The sequence below is a fragment of the Fredinandcohnia quinoae genome (genome assembly GCF_022427965.1).
GTDB classification, from domain to species: Bacteria; Bacillota; Bacilli; order Bacillales; family Bacillaceae_L; genus Ferdinandcohnia; species Ferdinandcohnia quinoae.
The window spans coordinates 16,944-37,263 of the sequence record NZ_JAKTTI010000015.1; the positions used below are offsets into that span (position 1 = coordinate 16,944).

Below are 20,320 nucleotides of genomic sequence, written 5' to 3' on the forward strand. Positions count from 1 at the left end.
TTTGGAGGTAACAATAATGTCACTTCAATTTATAATAGGACGTGCTGGTTCAGGCAAGACACATACATGCCTAGAAATTATCCGAGAAAAATTAAGAGAAGAACCAACAGGATCACCAATTATCTATTTAGTTCCAGATCAAATGACATTTCAGATGGAATATGATCTTATTAACACACCAGGAATTGGTGGAATGATGCGTGCTCAAGTATTCAGTTTTACTCGTTTAGCTTGGCGTGTATTACAGGAAACAGGAGGAATGAGTCGTTATCATGTAAATAATGTTGGGGTTAATATGATCCTACGAAAAATCATAGAAGCCCGAAAGCAAGACTTGAAGGTTTTTTCACGTGCTGCTGATAAAAATGGCTTCATTACTCAGATGGAAGAAATGGTAGCAGAGTTTAAAAGGTATTGTATTACACCTGAACAATTAGAGGAACAACGACACCAGTTACAAAATGAACAGAATCAAGTTCTCACTGATAAACTCCATGATCTCAAATTACTATATGTTGACCTTGAAAAGCATTTATTTGAAAAGTATGTGGATTCTGAGGATTATTTGCGTTTGCTCGCGGAGAAAATTCCTCAATCAAATTATATAAAGGAAGCTGAAATACTTATTGATGGCTTTCATAGCTATACTCCACAGGAGCTTGAAGTACTTGGCCAATTAATGAAGGTTGGTAAAAAGGTAACCATTGCGTTAACAGTTGATAAGGCCTATGATGGATTACCTCCCCACGATTTAAGCTTATTTCGAATGACTGGGACAACTTATCAATCAATTTGTCAATTAGCTTCAGAGGATCAAATTAAGGTAGAAGAACCTATCTTCTTACGAGAACAAATGCGCTTTGTTCTTGAACCATCACTAACTCATTTGGAAGCATATTTTGATGAAAGACCTACAGTTTCTTACAGTGGAAAGGCTGCAATTACCCTCGCACAGGCTGTCAACCGAAGAGCTGAAATTGAAGGGATTGCTCGTGAAATCCAAAAATTAGTTCGTGAACAAAACTACCGATATCGAGAAATTGCTCTTTTAGTTCGTAATGCGGGTGAGTATCACGAAATCATCGAAACAATCTTTCAAGATTATCAGATCCCATTTTTTATTGATCAAAAGCGCTCGATGTTAAATCATCCCTTAATTGAACTGATTCGTTCAAGTCTTGAGGTTATTACGGGGAATTGGCGTTATGAAGCTGTATTTCGTTGTGTAAAGACAGATCTTTTATATCCATTTGGAGAGGATATAACTAAACTGCGTGAGGATATGGACAAGCTTGAAAACTATGTGCTTGAATATGGAATTCAAGGATATAAATGGACAAGCGATAAACGTTGGAAGTACAAGCGTTTTCGTGGAATCGAAGAGGATGGTCTTACCCAAACAAATAAAGAACGTGACTATGAGGATATGTTGAACGATCTTCGTCAAATGATTGTCGAACCACTGCTTACATTACAAAAACGTCTTCAAAAGGCAAAGACTGGACGGAGTATGTGTGAAGCTCTGTTTCTGTATTTAGAAGAACTTGAAATTCCTGCAAAAATGGAAGAGCTTAAGCTTATTGCTGAAATGTCGGGCAGATTATCTGAAGCAAGAGAGAATGACCAAGTTTGGAATTCAGTTCTTGAGTTGCTTGATCAATTCGTAGAAATTATGGCAGATGAAAAAGTAGAGCCCACATTATTTTGCAATATGCTGGAAACGGGTATAGAGAGTATGCGTTTTGCTCTTGTTCCACCAGCCATCGACCAGGTCTTAATTGCAAGCCTGGAACGTTCAAGATTTTCAAATATTAAATGTACCTTTATTATTGGTGCAAATGATGGCGTTATTCCAGCAAGACCAAATGAAGAAGGGGTTTTTTCAGAAAAGGACAGGGAAATGCTTGGCGAATCTGGCATGAGATTAGCACCTGGTAGTCGAGTGACTTTACTAGATGAGAATTTTTTAATCTACTGTGCCATTACGAGTCCATCTGATCAGCTTTTTATTAGCTACCCCCTTGCAAATGAAGAAGGAAAATCACTTCTTCCATCGACGATTCTTAAGCGATTAAAAGAAATTTTTCCAAATATGAATGAAAAGTTCTATTTAAATGAACCATCAGAGCTAGCAGAAGAAAATCAGTTGGAATATATCGTTAATCCCAATGTTTCTCTGTCATATTTAGCAACTCAATTACAAGCATGGAAAAAACAATATCCGATTAAAGACCTCTGGTGGGATGTGTACAATTATTTTGTAAACATCGAAGATATGAAAGATGCAACTCAGCTTGTGCTTAATAGTTTATTTTATAAAAATAAACCGAATAAGCTCTCAAGAGAGATTACAAAAGCTTTGTATGGTGACCATATTCAAGGGAGTGTATCCAGGATGGAAGTCTTCCAAGGATGTGCTTTCTCACATTTTGCAAACTATGGTCTTCATTTACGCGATCGAAAGGTTTTTCGCTTGGAATCACCGGATATTGGTGAGCTGTTCCATGCAGCATTAAAGGAAATATCGGATTCACTAAGAGAAAAGGGCCTCGATTGGCGAGATATCACAAAAGCGCAGTGTGACCAATTAGCTGCAGATGCTGTTGAAGCACTTGCACCGAAATTGCAAAATGAGATTTTACTAAGCTCAAACAGATACCATTACATTATGCAAAAGCTTCAAAAAATCATAAGTCGTGCATCGTCTATTTTAAGTGAGCATGCGAAAGCTAGTGGTTTTGCACCAATTGGGATGGAGCTAGGATTTGGAAAGAAAGGTCCATTACCACCGATTCAGTTCACGCTTGATAACGGAAGTACGATGGAGTTAGTTGGCCGAATTGACCGTGTTGATAAAGCGGAAAGCTCCAAAGGAGTATTATTAAGGGTTGTTGACTATAAATCAAGTCAGAAATCCCTTGATTTAGCAGAGGTATACTACGGACTTGCATTACAAATGCTCACATATCTTGATGTGATTATTTCGTCTTCAAAAGAGTGGATTGGAACGACTGCAACACCAGCGGGTGTCGTCTATTTTCATGTGCATGATCCGTTGATTAATGCAAATAAGGCAATGCCCGAAGATAAAATTGAAGAAGAGATTTTTAAGAGATTTAAAATGAAAGGTCTTCTTTTAGGTGACGAGGAGACAGTCCGATTGATGGACCAAACATTGGATACAGGCTATTCACAAATTGTATCAGCAGCAATAAAAAAAGATGGCAGCTTTTACTCAACTTCACAAATTGCAAGCGAAGAAGATATTGGCCATCTCCGAAATCATGTTAGAGGTGTTTTTAAGAACACAGGTAATCGAATTACAAACGGTGAAATTGATATTGCTCCATATAAATTAAAAGATAAAACACCATGTACATTTTGTGCGTTTAAATCAGTCTGTCAATTTGATCAAAGTCTAGAGGATAATAATTACCGCGTCCTATCGGCAGAAAAAAACGATGTCGTTTTAGATAAAATCAGAAATGGAGGTGCAGGCATTCATGAGTAATATCGTCGAAAAACCAGAAGGTAGTCAATGGACTGATGATCAATGGAGAGCGATTGTTTCTTGTGGCCAGGATATTCTTGTTGCAGCAGCTGCTGGGTCAGGTAAAACGGCAGTATTAGTTGAACGGATCATAAAAAAAATCCTTTCTAAAGAGATTACAGTTGATGTCGATCGCTTATTAGTTGTGACATTTACGAATGCATCTGCAGCTGAAATGCGAAACCGAGTTGGTGAAGCACTTGAGAAGGCATTAAAGGAGGAGCCTGGTTCTCTTCATTTAAGAAGGCAATTAAGCTTACTTAACCGTGCCTCCATTTCTACGATTCACTCATTTTGCTTAGAGGTTATTCGTAAATTTTATTATTTGATAGATATCGATCCAGGATTTCGGATTGCGGATTCCACTGAAGCTGAGCTTCTTCGTGACGAGGTGATGGAGGAATTATTCGAGGAGCATTATAGTAATCCTGATAACATTCAGTTCTTTGATCTCGTTGACCGGTTCACGAATGATCGAACAGATACTGAATTACAAAATATGATCCGAAAATTATATGAATTTTCACGGGCACATCCATCACCAAATGAGTGGCTACGTCAAATTGCGGCCGAGTATGAAGTGGATGAACGATCATTAGAGGATACCCCATACATTCCATATTTATTAGCAGATATTTCTCTTCAACTTGAGGGGGTGAAGGCGAATCTTTTACAAGGGCTTGATCTGACAAGGGAGCCTGGTGGTCCAGCACCGCGTGCCGAAACAATAGAAACGGATCTAGAACAAATTTACCGCCTTTTACATGCAAAAGATGAATCCTGGACGGCATTATATGAAGCAATGCAAAACGTTACGTTTAAAACGGCAAAGTCTTGTAAAGGTGATGAATACGATGAAATCCTTTTAAAGCAAGTGACAAAGCTTAGGGATGACGCAAAAAAGCAAGTACAAAAGCTGAAGGAGGATTTATTTAGCCGAAAGCCTGAAAGCTATCTGCAGGATATTATAGAAATGCAGTCTTCGATCGGTATGCTAATCCAGCTTGTCATTGAGTTCGGTGAGCAATTCCAGAAGGTAAAGGAAGAAAAGGGACTTGTTGATTTTTCTGACTTAGAACATTATTGTTTGAATATTTTACGAAAAGGTCATTCGGATACTGGGAAGCTCATACCCTCTGAAGCAGCGCTTGAATACCGCGTTCAATTTGAAGAGGTACTTGTTGATGAATACCAGGATACGAATATGGTCCAGGAATCGATTTTACAGCTCGTAACGAAAGAAGGAGAAGTAACAGGGAATCTATTTATGGTAGGAGATGTCAAGCAGTCGATTTACCGTTTCAGACTCGCTGAACCACTTCTTTTCTTAAGTAAGTATAAGCGATTTACCCAAGCTGGAGAGGGAACTGGAATTCGAATTGATCTTTCAAAAAACTTCCGAAGTCGTGCAGAAATTTTAGATGGAACTAATTATCTGTTTAAACAATTGATGGGTGAAACAGTTGGTGAAATTATCTATGATGAAGATGCAGAATTGAAGCTTGGTGCTTCATATCCAGTAAGTGAAAAAATGGCGGCAGAGCTCCTTTTAATTGATAAAAATGGGCAAGAAGAAGAGACAGTTACTTATGAGAATGAAGACGAGGGTGAAGAACAGGTAGTCTTATTCGATAAGGCTGATTTAGAAACAGCACAGCTTGAAGCAAGGGCAATGGCGAAGGAAATTAAAGAAATGATTTCGAGTCAGTTCCAAATATACGACCGTAAACAGGATCGAATGAGAAGCATGACCTATCGTGATGTAGTTATTTTAATGCGTTCCATGCCATGGGCATCGCAAATCATGGAGGAATTTAAACAACAGGGAATCCCGATTTATGCGGACCTATCAACAGGGTATTTTGAAGCAACGGAAGTATCGATTATGATGTCCTTATTAAAAGTAATTGATAATCCGTATCAGGATATCCCACTAGCTTCTGTATTGCGTTCGCCAATTGTAGGACTCGATGCGGAAGAGCTTGCAATCATTCGAACATATGATAAAAACAGTCCATACTATGAGGCACTTAAAATGTTCATTAAGGATAGTCCTCATGATGATAAAACCTATCAAAAGTTAAAACAGTTTCATAACAATCTTGAGATTTGGCGAACAAAAGCAAGAAATGGTGCGCTATCTGAATTAATTTGGCAATTATATCGGGACACGTATTTTTATGATTTTGTTGGCGGAATGCCTGGTGGCAAACAGCGCCAAGCGAACCTAAGGGCTTTATATGACAGAGCTCGTCAATATGAAGCTACTTCATTTAGAGGCTTGTTCCGATTCTTGCGATTTATTGAGCGAATGCAAGATCGTGGTGATGACCTAGGAACTGCTAGAGCACTGGGTGAACAAGAAGATGTTGTTCGCTTAATGACAATTCATAAAAGTAAAGGACTCGAATTCCCAGTTGTATTTGTTGCAGGACTTTCAAAGCAATTCAATATGATGGACCTGAATAAAAAATATTTATTAGATAAAGAACTTGGCTTCGGCTCCAAGTATGTGAATCCGAAGCTTCGAATTAGCTATCCAACTTTACCGATGCAAGCAATTAAAAAGAAAATGCATCTTGAGTTAATAGCTGAAGAAATGCGTGTGCTTTATGTTGCTCTAACAAGGGCGAAAGAAAAACTTTATCTCGTTGGTACAGTAAAGGATTTGGAAAAGCAGCTTGTAAAATGGCAAGCAACATTAGCGAATAAGGAATGGCTGATTGCTGATCATACAAGGGCTGGTGCAAAAAACTACCTAGATTGGATTGGACCAGCACTTGTTCGACATCGTGATTGTCAAGCTTTACGAGGGGAAGAATCCACGAAGCAATTACCTGATGATCTCGTTAATCATCCAGCTAAATGGGAGATTCGTTCAATTGCTTCGACTACGTTACATGATGTTGATACTGAGGTGCAAATGAGGGATGAACAAATCGAGCAAGCAATAATAGAGGGAGAACCTGTGCCGGTTGAAACAAGCCATTATTCTCAAATTAAGAACCAGCTTACTTGGTCATATTCTTATCTATCAGCTTCGAACAAGCGCTCAAAGCAATCGGTATCTGAGATTAAGAGACAACGTGATCAAATTGACGAGAATAGTGATACGGCATTTATACCAAAATTCCGTTCATCGATTGCAGACCGACCACGCTTTATGCAGCAAAAATCACTTACAGCTGCTGAACGAGGTACAGCGATGCATATGGTCATGCAGCATGTTAATTTTAAAGATGCAATTCATGAGGATACAATTCATGAGCAGATTGCAAAGATGGTTAATCAAGAGTTACTGACACCTGAACAGGCAGGAGTAATCGATATCGAAAGTGTAATTGGATTTTTCAATACGAGCATTGCTCAAAGAATGATGAGAGCTGAAGAGGTTTGCCGCGAGGTTCCATTTAGTGTGGCTTTACCTGCAAGTGTTGCATATGCAGATTGGACGGATTTACAAGAGGAGAATGTATTAATCCAAGGTGTCATCGATTGTATTTTCGAGGATGAAGAGGGAATTGTTCTGATTGATTACAAAACAGATACGATAACAGGGAGATTTAAAGGTGGTTTTGAAGAAGCGAAGCCTGTCTTGGAAGATCGTTATCGAGTCCAACTCGAGCTTTACAGTCAAGCAATCGAACATATATGGAAAAAGCCACTAAAAGAAAGATATTTATACTTTTTTGATGGTGGATATTTGCTAGAGGTATAATGAGAAGAAAGGATTCCGTTGTAAGTGGCGGAATCCTGTTTTTTCAGTCGGGAAACTTGAAGGCTAACATTGAATGTAGATTACTAACGCCGAATTAAGATTCCCTAATGAATAAATATCGCAGGTATCAAATAATCTTTCATTGGCTTTCACCTTATAATCTTGCCATTTCTGAATAAATTTCCATTCCCCCTAACCTAATTTCGAACAAACACCTATGATAAAATAAACATATACTAGAACAAGCAAAGGACGGTGCTTTTAACTTATGAGAATCCTACACACAGCAGATTGGCATTTAGGTAGATCATTAGAAGGTCGTAGTAGATTACAAGAGCAGGAACAATTTTTGGACGAGCTTGTAAAGATTGTTGAAGAGGAAAAAATTGATGTTGTCTTAATGGCGGGTGATGCGTTTGATACTGTCAATCCACCTGCGGCGGCCGAGCAGTTATTTTACGAGAGCTTATCTCGATTATCAAATGGAGGGAAGCGTCCGGTATCAGTCATTGCCGGAAATCATGATAATCCCGATCGGTTGTCTGCAGCATCGCCCCTTGCACACCAACAACATATCCAATTACTTGGCTTACCGACAATGGAAGTTCAAACCATTTATGTACCAACCACAAATGAAACTTTAAAACTAGCAGCATTACCATACCCATCTGAATCTCGTCTTGCAGAAGTTCTATCAGAATCTCATGAAGAGCTGCTTTTACGTGATAAGTATGACAAGCGAATTCAAGGAATGTTCCAAGAAATGAGTAGGGCCTTCACCTCTGAAACAATAAATATTGCGATGAGCCATATTTATGTTACGGGAGGAAGTTCTTCAGATTCTGAACGACCAATTGAAGTAGGGGGGGCGTATACAGTTGCGGCTACAAGTCTACCAGAAGCAGCGCAATATGTTGCGTTGGGCCATTTGCACCGACCACAAATGATTCCCAGGGCGAATACTTTGGCAAGATATTCTGGCTCACCGCTTGCCTATAGTTTTTCTGAGGCTGGCTATGCCAAATCTGTGACAATTTTAGAAGCCAAACCATCACAACCCATTGACATGTCGGAAGTGTTTTTATCTAGTGGAAAGCCACTGGTTCGCTGGAAAGCAACAGAAGGACTTCCACAAGTATATGCTTGGCTTGATGAAGGCAAAGACATAAATGCATGGATTGATCTTGAGGTTCATGTCACAAATGCCATTTCAATTGAAGAGATTCATAGATTGCGAAAGCTTCATAGTGGGTTTATTCATATCCGTCCGGTTTTTGAAGAAATTGAAAGAGAAAAAGCAACGCAAGAAACAGTTGCAAATCTACCGATTGAAGAGCTATTCTCGCGTTTTTATGTACGTCAAACTGGTGGGGCTAAACCAGAACAGGAGCTAACAAAATTATTTCTAGAGTTAATCACTGATGAGACAGAAGAAGAAGGTGAAGAAGCATGAAACCAATTTCTTTAACAGTTGCGGGACTGCACAGCTTTCGAGAAAAACAAGTAATTGATTTTAGTTCACTTTGTGAAGGAGGTGTATTTGGGATATTTGGTCCTACCGGAAGCGGTAAATCCTCGATTTTGGATGCGATGACACTAGCTCTTTATGGGAAAGTGGAGCGCGCATCTAATAACACATTGGGAATCTTGAACCATGCGGAAGAACAGCTCCATGTATCCCTCACTTTTGAACTTCAAAATGCAAATGGTGCGAAACGATATATGATTGAAAGAAGCTTTAAACGTGCTGATGAACTAAGGGTAAAATCCTCGGTCAGCCGTTTAATCGAAGTTAATGAAGAATCTGTCGTGTTGGCTGATAAAATTGGTGAGGTTAATCAGCAAATACAAGAATTACTTGGCTTAACGATTGATGATTTTACAAGGGCGGTAGTGCTGCCACAAGGGAAATTTGCGGAATTTTTATCATTAAAGGGCGTTGACAGAAGGCAAATGCTGCAACGACTTTTTAACCTTGAACAATATGGGGACAAGCTTAATAAAAAGCTGAAGAATAAACTATCCACAGCAAAATCAGAATTAAATGAGGTTGTTGCAGAACAGACAGGACTTGGTGATGCCTCAACAGAAGCAATTAAACAAGCTGAAACAGAGCTTAGTGAAGTTGAAATTCTCTTAAATAAGCGCCAAACTGAGTTAAAAAAGGTTGAGGAGCAATTTGAACAAAGTAAAAAGATTTGGGATTGGCAACAACAGAAATTAACACTTGCTACAAAATTAAATGAGGTTGAACGAGAAAAGGATCATATTCAGCAATTAGAGTCAAAAGTGAAGCTTGCTGACACTGCAGATAAAGTTTTTCCATATTTAGAAGAATTTGAGGCATCAAACATTGCTGTAATGGAATGGACGAATAGGCATAAAGAAGTTCATAGTCAACTAGAGATCAATAAGCTAAAACTGGAAAAAAGTCTAGAAAACTATAATCAAGCAAGATTGGAAAAAACGAAACAACTCCCAATTTTACTTACAAAAAAGCAAAAGCTTATCGAAGCTAAAGTAATTCAAGAAAAGGCTGTTGTGCTAGAAAATGAACTTAGAGTATTACACGGTAAGCTCAATGCGCTAAAAAAACAAACAAATGAAAAGCAACAACTAATTACGAATCTGTCAGATGTGATTACAAGAGGATTGGAAAAACAAAAAATGCTTAAGGAAGAACAATCAAAGCTTACCGTTTCTGCAAGTGAGCGGGATGTAATCCGTAAAGCATATGAGCAAAAGCAACTTATTTTACACAATAATGAGACATTAAGAGGGTTGTTAGAAGAGAAAAATAAAAAACAAAAACAACTAGCAGAAGCTGAAAAGATGTTTGCCACAAAAAATGAACTTCTCTCGAAGCAGAAGAAGCTAATGGAGTCTTTATTTTCAAAAACAGATGCTACTTACCATGCTATTTGCGAGATAGAAGTAGATTCTGAAAAGGTGATCTTACGGGCTGAGAATGAACAAGCAAAACAAAAACAGCAGTTAGAGGAGATGAGAACAAAAAATCTGGCGATACAGCTAGCGAGTCAGCTTAAAGAGGGTGCTGCATGTCCAGTTTGTGGCTCAACCGAACATCCGAACCCATTAGTTATGCATGATGATCAAGTAAATGTTCTTCAAAAAGAGATCGAACACCTTACGGATGGTATCAGACAAGCACAAGAGGTCAAACAACAAATAACGACCTTAAAGCTACAGCTTGAACAAATTTCTCACGGGCTTGTTCAAGAATACCCAGGTCATTTAGAGGTTCAAATTAAAGAAAATCCTCCAGTAAAAGAAATAGATGTTTTTCCATCAATATATTCTAAATTAGATCATTTGCAGATTGAAATAAAATCATTCAATCAAGATTATCTTCAGCTAAAAGAAACAGGAAGAAAGGCAATACAGGAGGTTCGAGCTCTTACCCAAAGTATTGCCCAAATAGAAAGCACGAAAGAAAATCTACAAATGAATCATATGGAAATCCAAGAAAAAGTTACTTCACTATCTAAAAGGGTAGAGAACCAAAAAGCTGAGTGGAATCAAATTTTTACTAATATGCAATTTGATTCAATTGAAACAAAAATGGCGGAAATTTCTACAAAGGACAAGAATGTTCAGGAACTAACTGCTCAACTTGATCATATTGCTAAGATATTAGAACAAAGAGAACAAGAAAGTGGCAAACATCAAGAAGATTTCAATCAATTTGAACGTAATGTCATCGAACTTACTTCTGCTTTACAAAATAAGGACGAAGCATTACATGAGCATCGCGAAAAGCTTTCACAAGAAATTGGCGAAAACGATATTAACCAATTACTGTCCGAAACAGAACAACTGCTAAAGAATGTCGAGGAAAAGGAAGCTTCAACCTATGAAATATGGCTGCATACACAGCAAATCTGTCAGCAGCTTGAGAATGAAACACATGCAGCTGCACAATCATTAACCGAAAGTAAAAGTCGCTTAGAAAAGTCAACTGCAAAATGGAATGAGGTAAAATCAGAAACCAATTTCTTATCAATTGAAGATGTGAAAAGTGCTATACTTTCGAAAAATGATCAGGAAATAATGAAGCGTACAATTGAAGAGTATTCAGATAAAGTAAAACAGTTGTTTGCAGAATTAACGAACCTAAATGAGCTATTAAATGGGAAGGAAATATCTTTTGAAAAATGGCAAGACATCCAAAAAATTCGTGAAGAAATAAAAGAAATGGTTAATGAAGCTGTTGAGGCGAAAGGTGCTGCATTAAAAGCACTTCAGGTGCTCCAAGAAAAACATGTGCGTTTTAATGAGCTTGAGGGTAGACGTACTGAATTAGACGCGCTGGTTGAGCAATATCATCAGCTACAAGCTGTTTTCAAAGGGAATAGCTTTGTTGAATACATTGCTGAGGAACAACTTGTTCAAGTTAGTCGTGATGCCACAGAAAGACTAGGTATCTTAACAAGACAGCGTTATGCAATTGAAGTGGATTCACAAGGGGGATTCATTATGCGGGATGATGCGAATGGAGGAGTTAGACGCCCTGTTACATCATTATCTGGTGGGGAAACCTTCTTAACATCATTGGCATTAGCATTATCTCTTTCAGCCCAAATTCAGCTGCGTGGAGAGTATCCACTCCAGTTCTTCTTCTTAGATGAAGGCTTTGGAACATTAGATGCAGACCTGTTAGACACTGTTGTCTCGGCACTTGAGAAGCTTCATTCGAAACAGCTAGCAGTTGGAGTTATCAGTCATGTTCAGGAACTAAGGGCGAGATTACCAAAACGTCTTATTGTAATACCCGCGGAACCATCTGGAAGGGGTACACAAGTAAAAATTGAAACCTTGTAAAAAGCAGGTACGTCTAGTACCTGCTCTTTCTTATGCATTCCTCTTAATTAGTTGATCTGCAAAATCCTCGTCATTAGTATTTGTTGAATTTAGACCATTATTTGTACAGATGAAGTCACCTGTATTAAATGAACCAGATCCTGAATAGGTTTTAGCTGAATCCTTAGGTGATACATAGAAGGAGTCCCCAAAATTAACGACCCCACCGCCAATACTTATAATTTTTATGGGACCTACTATTGCTGGCATTTTCAGACACCCTTTATTAATTGAATTTACTATACGCTATGATATCAATTTATGTTTCGTTACTAGTATGAGTCCTATGGCGTTTAGGTAAAAGTTTTCGAATATGTTTAAGTCTTGCTTCAGCATTGATAATTTCGGTTGAACCTACCTGCATAACTGAGGAAGATGATAGCCCAGTTACCTTTATTGAATTTACTTTTATAATAGGATTTTGATTACAAATATTCATATTCATATTTTCGGTAATAGTAACTTTCGGTAATTCTTGAGAGAAAATTGAATAGGCCGAAAAATTACCCTCGTTTGTGAAAAAAAGTGGCACTTCTCGTTGAACAGCAAGTGCGGTTGATACTGGAGTAATTTTTTTTGAATCCCCAATTTCTAAAATTGAACTAAATGCAATCGAATTAACATAAATAAAGTCAACAACTGATAATCGATTCATCATTGTACATCAAGCCTGTGGTGAGAGGGGAACATATGGCCCAATAATTAAAGATTCAGGTGGAGTATCAAATACAGATGATAAACAAATCGTTTTTGTGTCTCCAATTAAAAATACAGAGGACGCACCGACACCAACAATATTGATATTACCAACTTGAATATCCTTATTTACAACGGTGAAATTCATTTTGGTTTCCCTTCTTTCATGTTGTCTGGTATATGGTTCATAAAAGATGTAATCGAGTTTTGTATATCCATTTTTACTTTTGTTATAATAGATTGATAGATTTCTTTTTCATGTACAGGAGTACGTAGGTCAGCTTGATATTGTTGTAAATAATAATGAATCCGTTCATGAATTTGATTGCGAATATCTTCTATAATAAAATCACTATAGCCTTCAGCAAGGATGTAACCTTCACTTTTCTCCAGTTGACTGATGATATGATAACAGTCATTAGTTAAAAACTCATTTATTTCATTTTCAATTTTTTCTATAACGGGCTTATGAATATGTCTTACATCCGGTATGTTCGTTTTCCCTTGTTGTGATACAGCGAATTCTTCTATTTGCTCCCCGTTTGTGGGATTTAAACCAATATTTAATGTACCATCTAATGTTTCTACTTTTAATTGATCAAATTTATATTCGATCCGATCAATATGGGTTGAAGGTCTTTTTTTAATTTCATCTACTGTTGTCTGAAGCTGATTAATTATTTTCTCCAAATGATTAATTCGTTGATTTTGAGTTTCTACATACTGGTGAAGTTGTTGTAAATATATAGAAATATCGTAATTATATGAGTACAAGATATTCACCTCTTCTTTTCGCCTTTATTGTTATATTATGCATAAGGGTAAAAATGGGTGAATGCCTATCTTTAAGCCGAAGTTGGGGATGTTAGTGGTACAGCAGGGCCCTCCAATGTGGAGGAGACTGCCTCGGGTGCAGGTTCTGTGAACCCACCTGTATTGTGAAGATGGGATACCGGCTTAATAATGCCGGCACTACCAATTTGTAGTACTGAAGAATTATTAATACTTCCAATTTTAAGGGATTGAATACAAATGGTTTGATTGATGTAATAATTCAAAATAGCATCCCTCCTATAAATTTCCAATTGTTACTTGATCAATATTATCCGTATCATACGTATTTGTTACACTTTGGTGATTATTAATTCGCAAGCCATCACCTGTATTAAAAGACCCAGCCCCAGCAAATGTCTTTGCTACACTATTTGGTGCCATCTGAAACACATCACCAATATTAAAAATACTACTATTTCCAATACTATTCACCTTAACTGCTCCTACAATAGCTGGCATGTGTAACACCCTTTTTGTTATTAACTACAACAGTGTATGAGTATAGCCCAAAAGTTGTGAATGGATTGTTGTTGGTAAATATCTCTAGTGAATAAGGACATGTTCAACTATAATTTAATTAAGTAAATATGTTAGGGAGTTGGAGGAATGAACAAAGAAATTCTTATGCCGATTACGGTAAAAGAACGAATTCAATCAATTGATGTAATTAGGGGCTTGGCTATCTTGGGGATATTTTTAGTGAATTTGCCATCCTTCTATGCACCAATGCTTTATTTAGATCCAGAAAAATGGTGGAGTGGATCATTGAATCAGGGAACAAATCAATTTATCGATATTTTTGCCCAGGCTAGCTTTTATACGCTATTTTCTTTCCTTTTTGGTTTTGGAATGGTCATTTTTAAAGAGCGAGCAATTGCAAAGGGATATTCTTATTATCGGCTGATTACACGCAGACTTCTTGTTCTGCTCATAATTGGTTGTATCCATGCATTTTTGATTTGGCACGGAGATATTTTAATTTCGTATGCAATTGTTGGAGCCATTATGATATTATTTCATAAAGCAAAGCCAGTGACTTTGCTCATTTGGTCACTGTTGTTAATTTTTATACCTAGTGTATTAATATCGGGATTAATGATACTTGCGTCGTTAGTAGCACCAGAGGTAGCAATCTATCCTTATGATGAGTTGCTAGCTGCTAAACTTGTTGAGGTATATAGCTCAGGGTCCTTTGCGGAAATTACGTTACAAAGAATTGAAGATTGGTATTATATAAATAATCTTGCCAATGGATTTTTTCTCATCCTAACATTGCTACCAATGTTTCTTCTTGGTGCGTTTATTGCAAAATCAAAATGGTTTGAGAATACAAATGAACATTTGAAAAAGATTAGAGTACTATGGCTGATCTCATTGGTAATCGGTTTGCCGACAAAGCTAGCACCGTATCTCTTTGGCAAAAATTTAGGTACTGATTATATACAAGATACGATTGGTGGTCCTGCAACAGCGATCCTTTATGCAACTTCAATCGTGTTGCTTGTAAGACTTCCAATTTGGAATAAGATTTTATCACCATTAGCAGCAGTCGGTAGACTTTCAATGAGTAATTATTTATTTCAATCGTTCATTTGTACTTTAATCTTTTATAGTTATGGGCTTGGATTTTATAATAAAATGCAGCCTTTCACTGGTACATTGTTGGCAGTTGGAATTTTTATTGTTCAAATTTTCCTTAGCAAGCTGTGGATTAAGAGGTTTCGGTACGGTCCAGTTGAATGGTTGTGGAGAACACTTACCTATGGTCAAAAAGTTCAGATCAAAAAATAGAGGCATTCAATATTGAATGCCTTTTTTAATTCACCAATTTAAGTCTTCTTTCCAATGCCTTTTGATGAATGTTTAATAATTGATCTAGCTCTTGGCTACATTTCACGGTCTCTTTCGCTGTATACCCATACCGATTTGCTAAAAAAATCATTTTTCGACGTTTTATCTCGATCACTAGCTTTAACATCAACATTATCATTTCTCCATTTGCAGCATTTTAACCGTATTGAAGATTCTAGGTTGTCTTATTTGGTCCACTATTATTATAACTTTCTACAAAAATAATTAAACAAGTTCGCTAAAAGTTCTTAAATTATTACATATTCATACAAAATCCTGCAAAATCTCTAAATAAAAAAAGTCTGTGGGTTTCTTTACCACAGACCTACTACAAATTAAGATAATACTTCCTTAACCCTATCAATTGCCCAGTCTAGATCTTCTTTCGAAATGATTAGTGGTGGGGCAAAACGAATAACAGTGTCATGAGTTTCTTTACAAAGTAACCCTACATCTTTAAGTTTTTCACAATATGGGCGCGCATCCTCAGTCAGCTCAACACCAATAAATAATCCTCGACCTCTTACTTCTTTAATCATTGGATTCCTGATTTCACGCAGCTTTTCCATCATATATGTGCCTAGTTCAAGTGACCGTTCTGCAAGCTTTTCATCAATTAATACATCTAATGCAGCGATAGATACGGCACATGCAAGCGGGTTTCCTCCAAATGTGGATCCGTGTGAACCAGGGTTAAATACCCCAAGGATGTCATTGTTTGCAGCAACACATGAAATAGGGAATACGCCACCACCAAGTGCCTTTCCTAAAATATACATATCAGGTATGATGTTTTCCCATTCACATGCAAACAATTTTCCAGATCGTGCCAAACCAGCTTGTATTTCATCTGCAATATACAGTACATTATTTTCTTTACATATGTTATAGCTTTCTGTTAAAAAGCCATCTCGAGGAATTTTAATACCTGCTTCACCTTGAATTGGTTCAAAAATAAATGCAGCTGTATTTGAGGTAATCGCCGATTTTAGTGCGTCAAGATCACCATATGGAATGACTTTAATTCCAGGCAGCATTGGCCCAAATCCACGTTTATACTCGTCACTTGATGACATTGAAACAGCTGTCATCGTACGGCCATGAAAATTGTCATCACATACAATTACTTCAGCTTGATTTTCAGCAACACCTTTTACGTCATATGCCCAACGACGAGCAGCTTTAAATGCTGTTTCAACGGCTTCTGCTCCTGTATTCATTGGTAAGATCATATCTTTTTTAGTAAGCTTTGCAACCTTTTCATACCATGGTCCAAGCTGGTCATTATGAAATGCTCGTGATGTTAATGTAATTTTATCTGCTTGGTCTTTTAATGCTTGAATAATTTTTGGGTGTCTATGTCCTTGGTTAACAGCAGAATATGCACTTAACATATCCATGTACTTATTCCCTTCAGGATCCTCTACCCATACACCTTCAGCTCTAGATATGACAATCGGAAGCGGGTGATAATTATGTGCTCCATAATGATCTGTTAATGAAATAAGTTCTTCTGTCTTACTCAATATTATCCCCTCCGGTAATTATTTTTGATACTACTAACAATATCCTACTGTGGAAAGGGAATCAACACTAAAACTTTTAGTTTTTATAAGAAACATGCTATTATATATGGTATATGTACTAGAAAAAGGAGGAAATTAAGAGATGACAGTTAATACACATGCACATATTGCGGCATGGGCGATTGCAATAATACTATTTATTATTACATTCGTACTACTTAATGGTGAAAAAGCAAAAGCAGTAAAAATCATGCATATGACATTGCGCCTGTTTTACTTATTTATTTTAGCTACTGGTTTACTCTTATTATTTGGTGGGGTTCAAATAGACGGGGAATACATAGGAAAAGCAATTCTTGGATTGTTAGTGATTGGGTTTATGGAAATGATTTTAACTCGTAAAAGTGATGGTAGACCTACTGGTTTATTTTGGGTTCTGTTGATAATCGTGCTTGCTCTAACGATTGCTCTAGGATGGCGTCTACCATTAGGCATATTGCACATGTAATAAAATATTTCGAAAAGCTGCCATTTTTGGTAGCTTTTTTTAACTTTTAGTGTTTTTGAATAAAAAAATATGCTATCTTAAGATTATGAACTGTCATACTTCTAGAGTTTGAAAGAGTGGTGAATATTGCTTGAGAACATTGAGTTTGAAATGCAGACAATTCGAAGAAATTGAAAAATTTGTTAAGCAACATCATCTAACTAGTGAAAAAAATATACTTGTTCAGCTATTAAGTGGGAAAGCAGATGAACAATCTTATATTAGCTTGCTTACCAAAATTGAAAAACTACTACCTCAGGCTGTCACTATTGGAACAACAACTGAAGAGAAAATTGTTGAACATCCTATTTCAGGAGATTCATTTTTTATATTATTTACGATCTATTCTTCATCGATCTTTGTATCATCAAAGGATATTAATCAATTATATCAAAATTTCGAGTTATCAGAGCAACGGTATAGTTCACTATTTGAACATAATACAGATATCGTATATTCAACAGATCTTGAAGGTAGATTCACAAGTGTTAACCCAGCATTTGAGCGAATAATCGGGTATACAGAGAAAGAAGTACTTGATAAAAACTCATTAAATTTTGTAAAAGAGACAGATGTTCCAAAGGTACGTATGCATTTTAATCGAGCTAAAAAAGGAAAAGAGCAGTACTATGAACTTGAAATTCAATCGAAAAGTGGAGAAATGTATTTATTTTTAATTAAGAATATTCCTATCATTATGAATGGTGAAATGGTAGGGATATACGGAATAGGCAGAGACATTACAGAGCAAAAAAGAGCGGAAGAGAAAATTGCATATCTAGCTTACTATGACACGGCAACTGGATTGCCAAATCGATTGAGATTTACGGAACAAGTTAATGAATTTGTTCATCGGATGGAGAAGAAGAAACAGCATCTCGCCGTTATGTTTATTGATTTAGATCGATTTAAATTAATTAATGATACTGCTGGTCATTATGCTGGAGATATGATTTTAAAGGAGCTTATAAATCGAATCAAAAGATTACTCCCTTCTAGGTGCTATTTAGCGAGATTTAGCGGAGATAAATTCACGATTCTTTTTACGAAAAATATTGGGATTAATAGTGTCGTAGACCATGGTCAGAAGCTATTACACGAGATTGCAAAACCAATCATGTATGAGGGACAGGAATTTTTCTTAACGGCAAGCATCGGTGTAAGTATGTATCCAACTGACGGTGTTAACACTGATTCCTTACTTAAACATGCTGATACTGCAATGAACCTAGCAAAAAAGCAGGGTGGAAATAAAATGAAGTTTTATTCCACAGAAATGAATGAACAAGTTCTTTATCAGCTTGAATTAGAAAGCTATTTACGTCGTGCATTGGATAAGGATGAATTTTATTTATGCTATCAGCCATTAATTGACCTTAAGACTGGAGGGATTTTTGGAAGTGAGGCATTAATAAGGTGGAATCATCCAAAGCTTGGTCTTGTTTCACCTGGAGAATTCATACCATTAGCAGAGGAAACTGGGCTAATTCATGATATTGGAATTTGGGTACTCAAACAAGCATGTTTGCAAAATAAAAAGTGGCATGATATGGGATATGATCATTTAACGATTTCAGTAAATGTTTCAGCAAACCAATTTCAACAAATTAGTTTTATAAATGAAGTGAAGGAAGCATTGAATGAATCAGGCCTTGCGCCTCAACACTTGACACTAGAGCTTACTGAAGGTGTTATGCTACGGAATATTTCGCATAGTATTGTTGTCATGCAGGAATTACAAAAGCTAGGTGTAAAGGTTTCTATTGATGATTTTGGTACAGGTTATTCATCTCTTAGTTATCTGAAGGATTTACCTATCAATACTTTAAAAATCGATCAATCATTTATCAATAATTTAAAGGTGAATACATCAGATATCGCAATTGTTAAAGCAATTATTACGATGGGGCATGGATTATCAATGAAAGTAGTTGCCGAAGGTGTTGAGACCTGTGAGCAAATATCACTATTGAAAGAGCTTCAATGTCATTATGCACAAGGCTTCTATATTGATCGACCGTTAATTAGTGAAGATTTTACAAATGGTCTAGCTGCGAGGAAAGTTAATTAGAAAAGGGAGCTGATACTTATGTATCAACTCCCTTTTCTCTCTTTTGTAGATTTGTTAGAATTGCCCTTTTTCCTGTAGCTATAGTAAATTCAAATCGGTCAATTTCTTTGCTATTTCTTGAAAAATGATGATGAACCGAGCATATAGTTTCAGTATTATCATATATAATGAAATTAACCCCTTGGAAATGTTGCTTGTCTTTGCTATATATAAATTGGTTGTGGCAATGTATGCAATCATATAATGAAAAAGAAAGATTATTTAATAATGATGTGTATTTTAAAAATAAATCCTCAGAAAAGTTCTCTAAAAATTTATTATAAGACTGTGGAAGCCATTTACGAAAACGAAGGCAATCTCCATTTTCAAGTTTATAAAAATAGTCACACATTTTGATAAGACCTTCTTCTACAAAGACTCCTTTTTCCCATCTATTAAGGGTAAATACTTCTACATCATGATCAATCATTTCTTCAAGCATGGATGCTTCGTCACTTTCTGCATCAAAAAAAATCCATTGTTCATTAATACATTCTACTGTTCCGACAATATGTGATCGTTTCTGCTCCTTGATGTTGCCTAATCGTTGTTGTAGATCCAATGCAAATCCTCCATCCGTCTAAGTTATCCTTGTTATCCCGCATTA

The 20,320-nt window shown here is 36.7% G+C and carries 16 protein-coding genes; 7 read left to right on the forward strand and 9 right to left on the reverse strand.

From position 1 onward, the window contains the following. The first annotated feature begins 16 nt into the window (after window positions 1-16). The 4 genes from addB to MJG50_RS10830 all read left to right on the forward strand — a co-directional run bounded on the left by addB (window position 17) and on the right by MJG50_RS10830 (window position 12,110). On the forward strand, window positions 17-3,511 hold the full coding sequence (addB, locus tag MJG50_RS10815; protein ID WP_240255650.1) for a helicase-exonuclease AddAB subunit AddB: 3,495 nt from the start codon (window positions 17-19) through the stop codon (window positions 3,509-3,511). Then, window positions 3,504-7,268, forward strand: coding sequence for a helicase-exonuclease AddAB subunit AddA (gene addA, locus MJG50_RS10820; protein WP_240255652.1), 3,765 nt, complete (start codon window positions 3,504-3,506; stop codon window positions 7,266-7,268). The genes addB and addA overlap by 8 nt, the downstream gene beginning before the upstream one ends. A gap of 268 nt (window positions 7,269-7,536) precedes the next feature. Next, window positions 7,537-8,721, forward strand: a complete 1,185-nt coding sequence (locus tag MJG50_RS10825; RefSeq protein WP_240255654.1) for an exonuclease SbcCD subunit D — start codon at window positions 7,537-7,539, stop codon at window positions 8,719-8,721. Beyond that, entirely contained in the window at window positions 8,718-12,110 is a 3,393-nt protein-coding gene (locus MJG50_RS10830; RefSeq protein WP_240255656.1) for an AAA family ATPase, read from the forward strand. The genes MJG50_RS10825 and MJG50_RS10830 overlap by 4 nt, the downstream gene beginning before the upstream one ends. Window positions 12,111-12,140: 30 nt before the next feature. On the opposite strand, the gene MJG50_RS10835 is transcribed toward MJG50_RS10830, so the two are convergent. The 6 genes from MJG50_RS10835 to MJG50_RS10860 form a co-directional block, all read right to left on the reverse strand. Then, complete coding sequence (locus tag MJG50_RS10835) at window positions 12,141-12,359, reverse strand: spore germination protein (RefSeq protein ID WP_240255658.1); 219 nt, start codon at window positions 12,357-12,359, stop codon at window positions 12,141-12,143. A 49-nt stretch (window positions 12,360-12,408) separates the two neighbouring features. Further along, window positions 12,409-12,807, reverse strand: a complete 399-nt coding sequence (locus MJG50_RS10840; protein ID WP_240255660.1) for a spore germination protein GerPE — start codon at window positions 12,805-12,807, stop codon at window positions 12,409-12,411. A 6-nt stretch (window positions 12,808-12,813) separates the two neighbouring features. Further along, window positions 12,814-13,041, reverse strand: a complete 228-nt coding sequence (locus MJG50_RS10845; protein ID WP_240255780.1) for a spore germination protein — start codon at window positions 13,039-13,041, stop codon at window positions 12,814-12,816. Then, complete coding sequence (gene gerPC, locus MJG50_RS10850; RefSeq protein ID WP_240255663.1) at window positions 12,990-13,619, reverse strand: spore germination protein GerPC; 630 nt, start codon at window positions 13,617-13,619, stop codon at window positions 12,990-12,992. The genes MJG50_RS10845 and gerPC overlap by 52 nt, the downstream gene beginning before the upstream one ends. 71 nt (window positions 13,620-13,690) lie before the next feature. Further along, window positions 13,691-13,903 (reverse strand): spore germination protein GerPB, encoded by a 213-nt coding sequence (locus MJG50_RS10855; RefSeq protein WP_240255665.1) that lies wholly within the window; start codon window positions 13,901-13,903, stop codon window positions 13,691-13,693. Between the two features lie 13 nt (window positions 13,904-13,916). Next, window positions 13,917-14,138 carry a spore germination protein gene (locus tag MJG50_RS10860; RefSeq protein ID WP_240255667.1) on the reverse strand — a complete coding sequence of 74 codons (222 nt, stop codon included), beginning with the start codon at window positions 14,136-14,138 and terminating at the stop codon, window positions 13,917-13,919. A 147-nt stretch (window positions 14,139-14,285) separates the two neighbouring features. Between MJG50_RS10860 and MJG50_RS10865 the strand changes: the two genes are divergently transcribed. Then, window positions 14,286-15,470 (forward strand): DUF418 domain-containing protein, encoded by a 1,185-nt coding sequence (locus MJG50_RS10865; RefSeq protein ID WP_240255669.1) that lies wholly within the window; start codon window positions 14,286-14,288, stop codon window positions 15,468-15,470. A 25-nt stretch (window positions 15,471-15,495) separates the two neighbouring features. Here the strand turns inward: MJG50_RS10865 and MJG50_RS10870 are convergent, their stop codons facing one another. Both MJG50_RS10870 and MJG50_RS10875 read right to left on the reverse strand, forming a co-directional pair. Further along, window positions 15,496-15,657, reverse strand: coding sequence for an aspartyl-phosphate phosphatase Spo0E family protein (locus MJG50_RS10870; RefSeq protein ID WP_240255782.1), 162 nt, complete (start codon window positions 15,655-15,657; stop codon window positions 15,496-15,498). A gap of 208 nt (window positions 15,658-15,865) precedes the next feature. Beyond that, window positions 15,866-17,056, reverse strand: coding sequence for an ornithine--oxo-acid transaminase (locus MJG50_RS10875; protein WP_240255670.1), 1,191 nt, complete (start codon window positions 17,054-17,056; stop codon window positions 15,866-15,868). 142 nt (window positions 17,057-17,198) lie between these two features. On the opposite strand from MJG50_RS10875, the gene MJG50_RS10880 reads away from it, so the two are divergent. Together MJG50_RS10880 and MJG50_RS10885 are read left to right on the forward strand one after the other, a co-directional pair. After that, a complete protein-coding gene (locus tag MJG50_RS10880; RefSeq protein ID WP_240255672.1) occupies window positions 17,199-17,564 on the forward strand; it encodes a DUF1516 family protein in 366 nt (121 codons plus the stop codon). A gap of 130 nt (window positions 17,565-17,694) precedes the next feature. Further along, on the forward strand, window positions 17,695-19,674 hold the full coding sequence (locus tag MJG50_RS10885) for an EAL domain-containing protein (RefSeq protein ID WP_240255674.1): 1,980 nt from the start codon (window positions 17,695-17,697) through the stop codon (window positions 19,672-19,674). Between the two features lie 16 nt (window positions 19,675-19,690). On the opposite strand, the gene MJG50_RS10890 is transcribed toward MJG50_RS10885, so the two are convergent. Next, window positions 19,691-20,275: a DUF2777 family protein gene (locus MJG50_RS10890; RefSeq protein ID WP_240255676.1), complete on the reverse strand. Its 585-nt coding sequence runs from the start codon at window positions 20,273-20,275 to the stop codon at window positions 19,691-19,693. Window positions 20,276-20,320 lie beyond the last annotated feature (45 nt).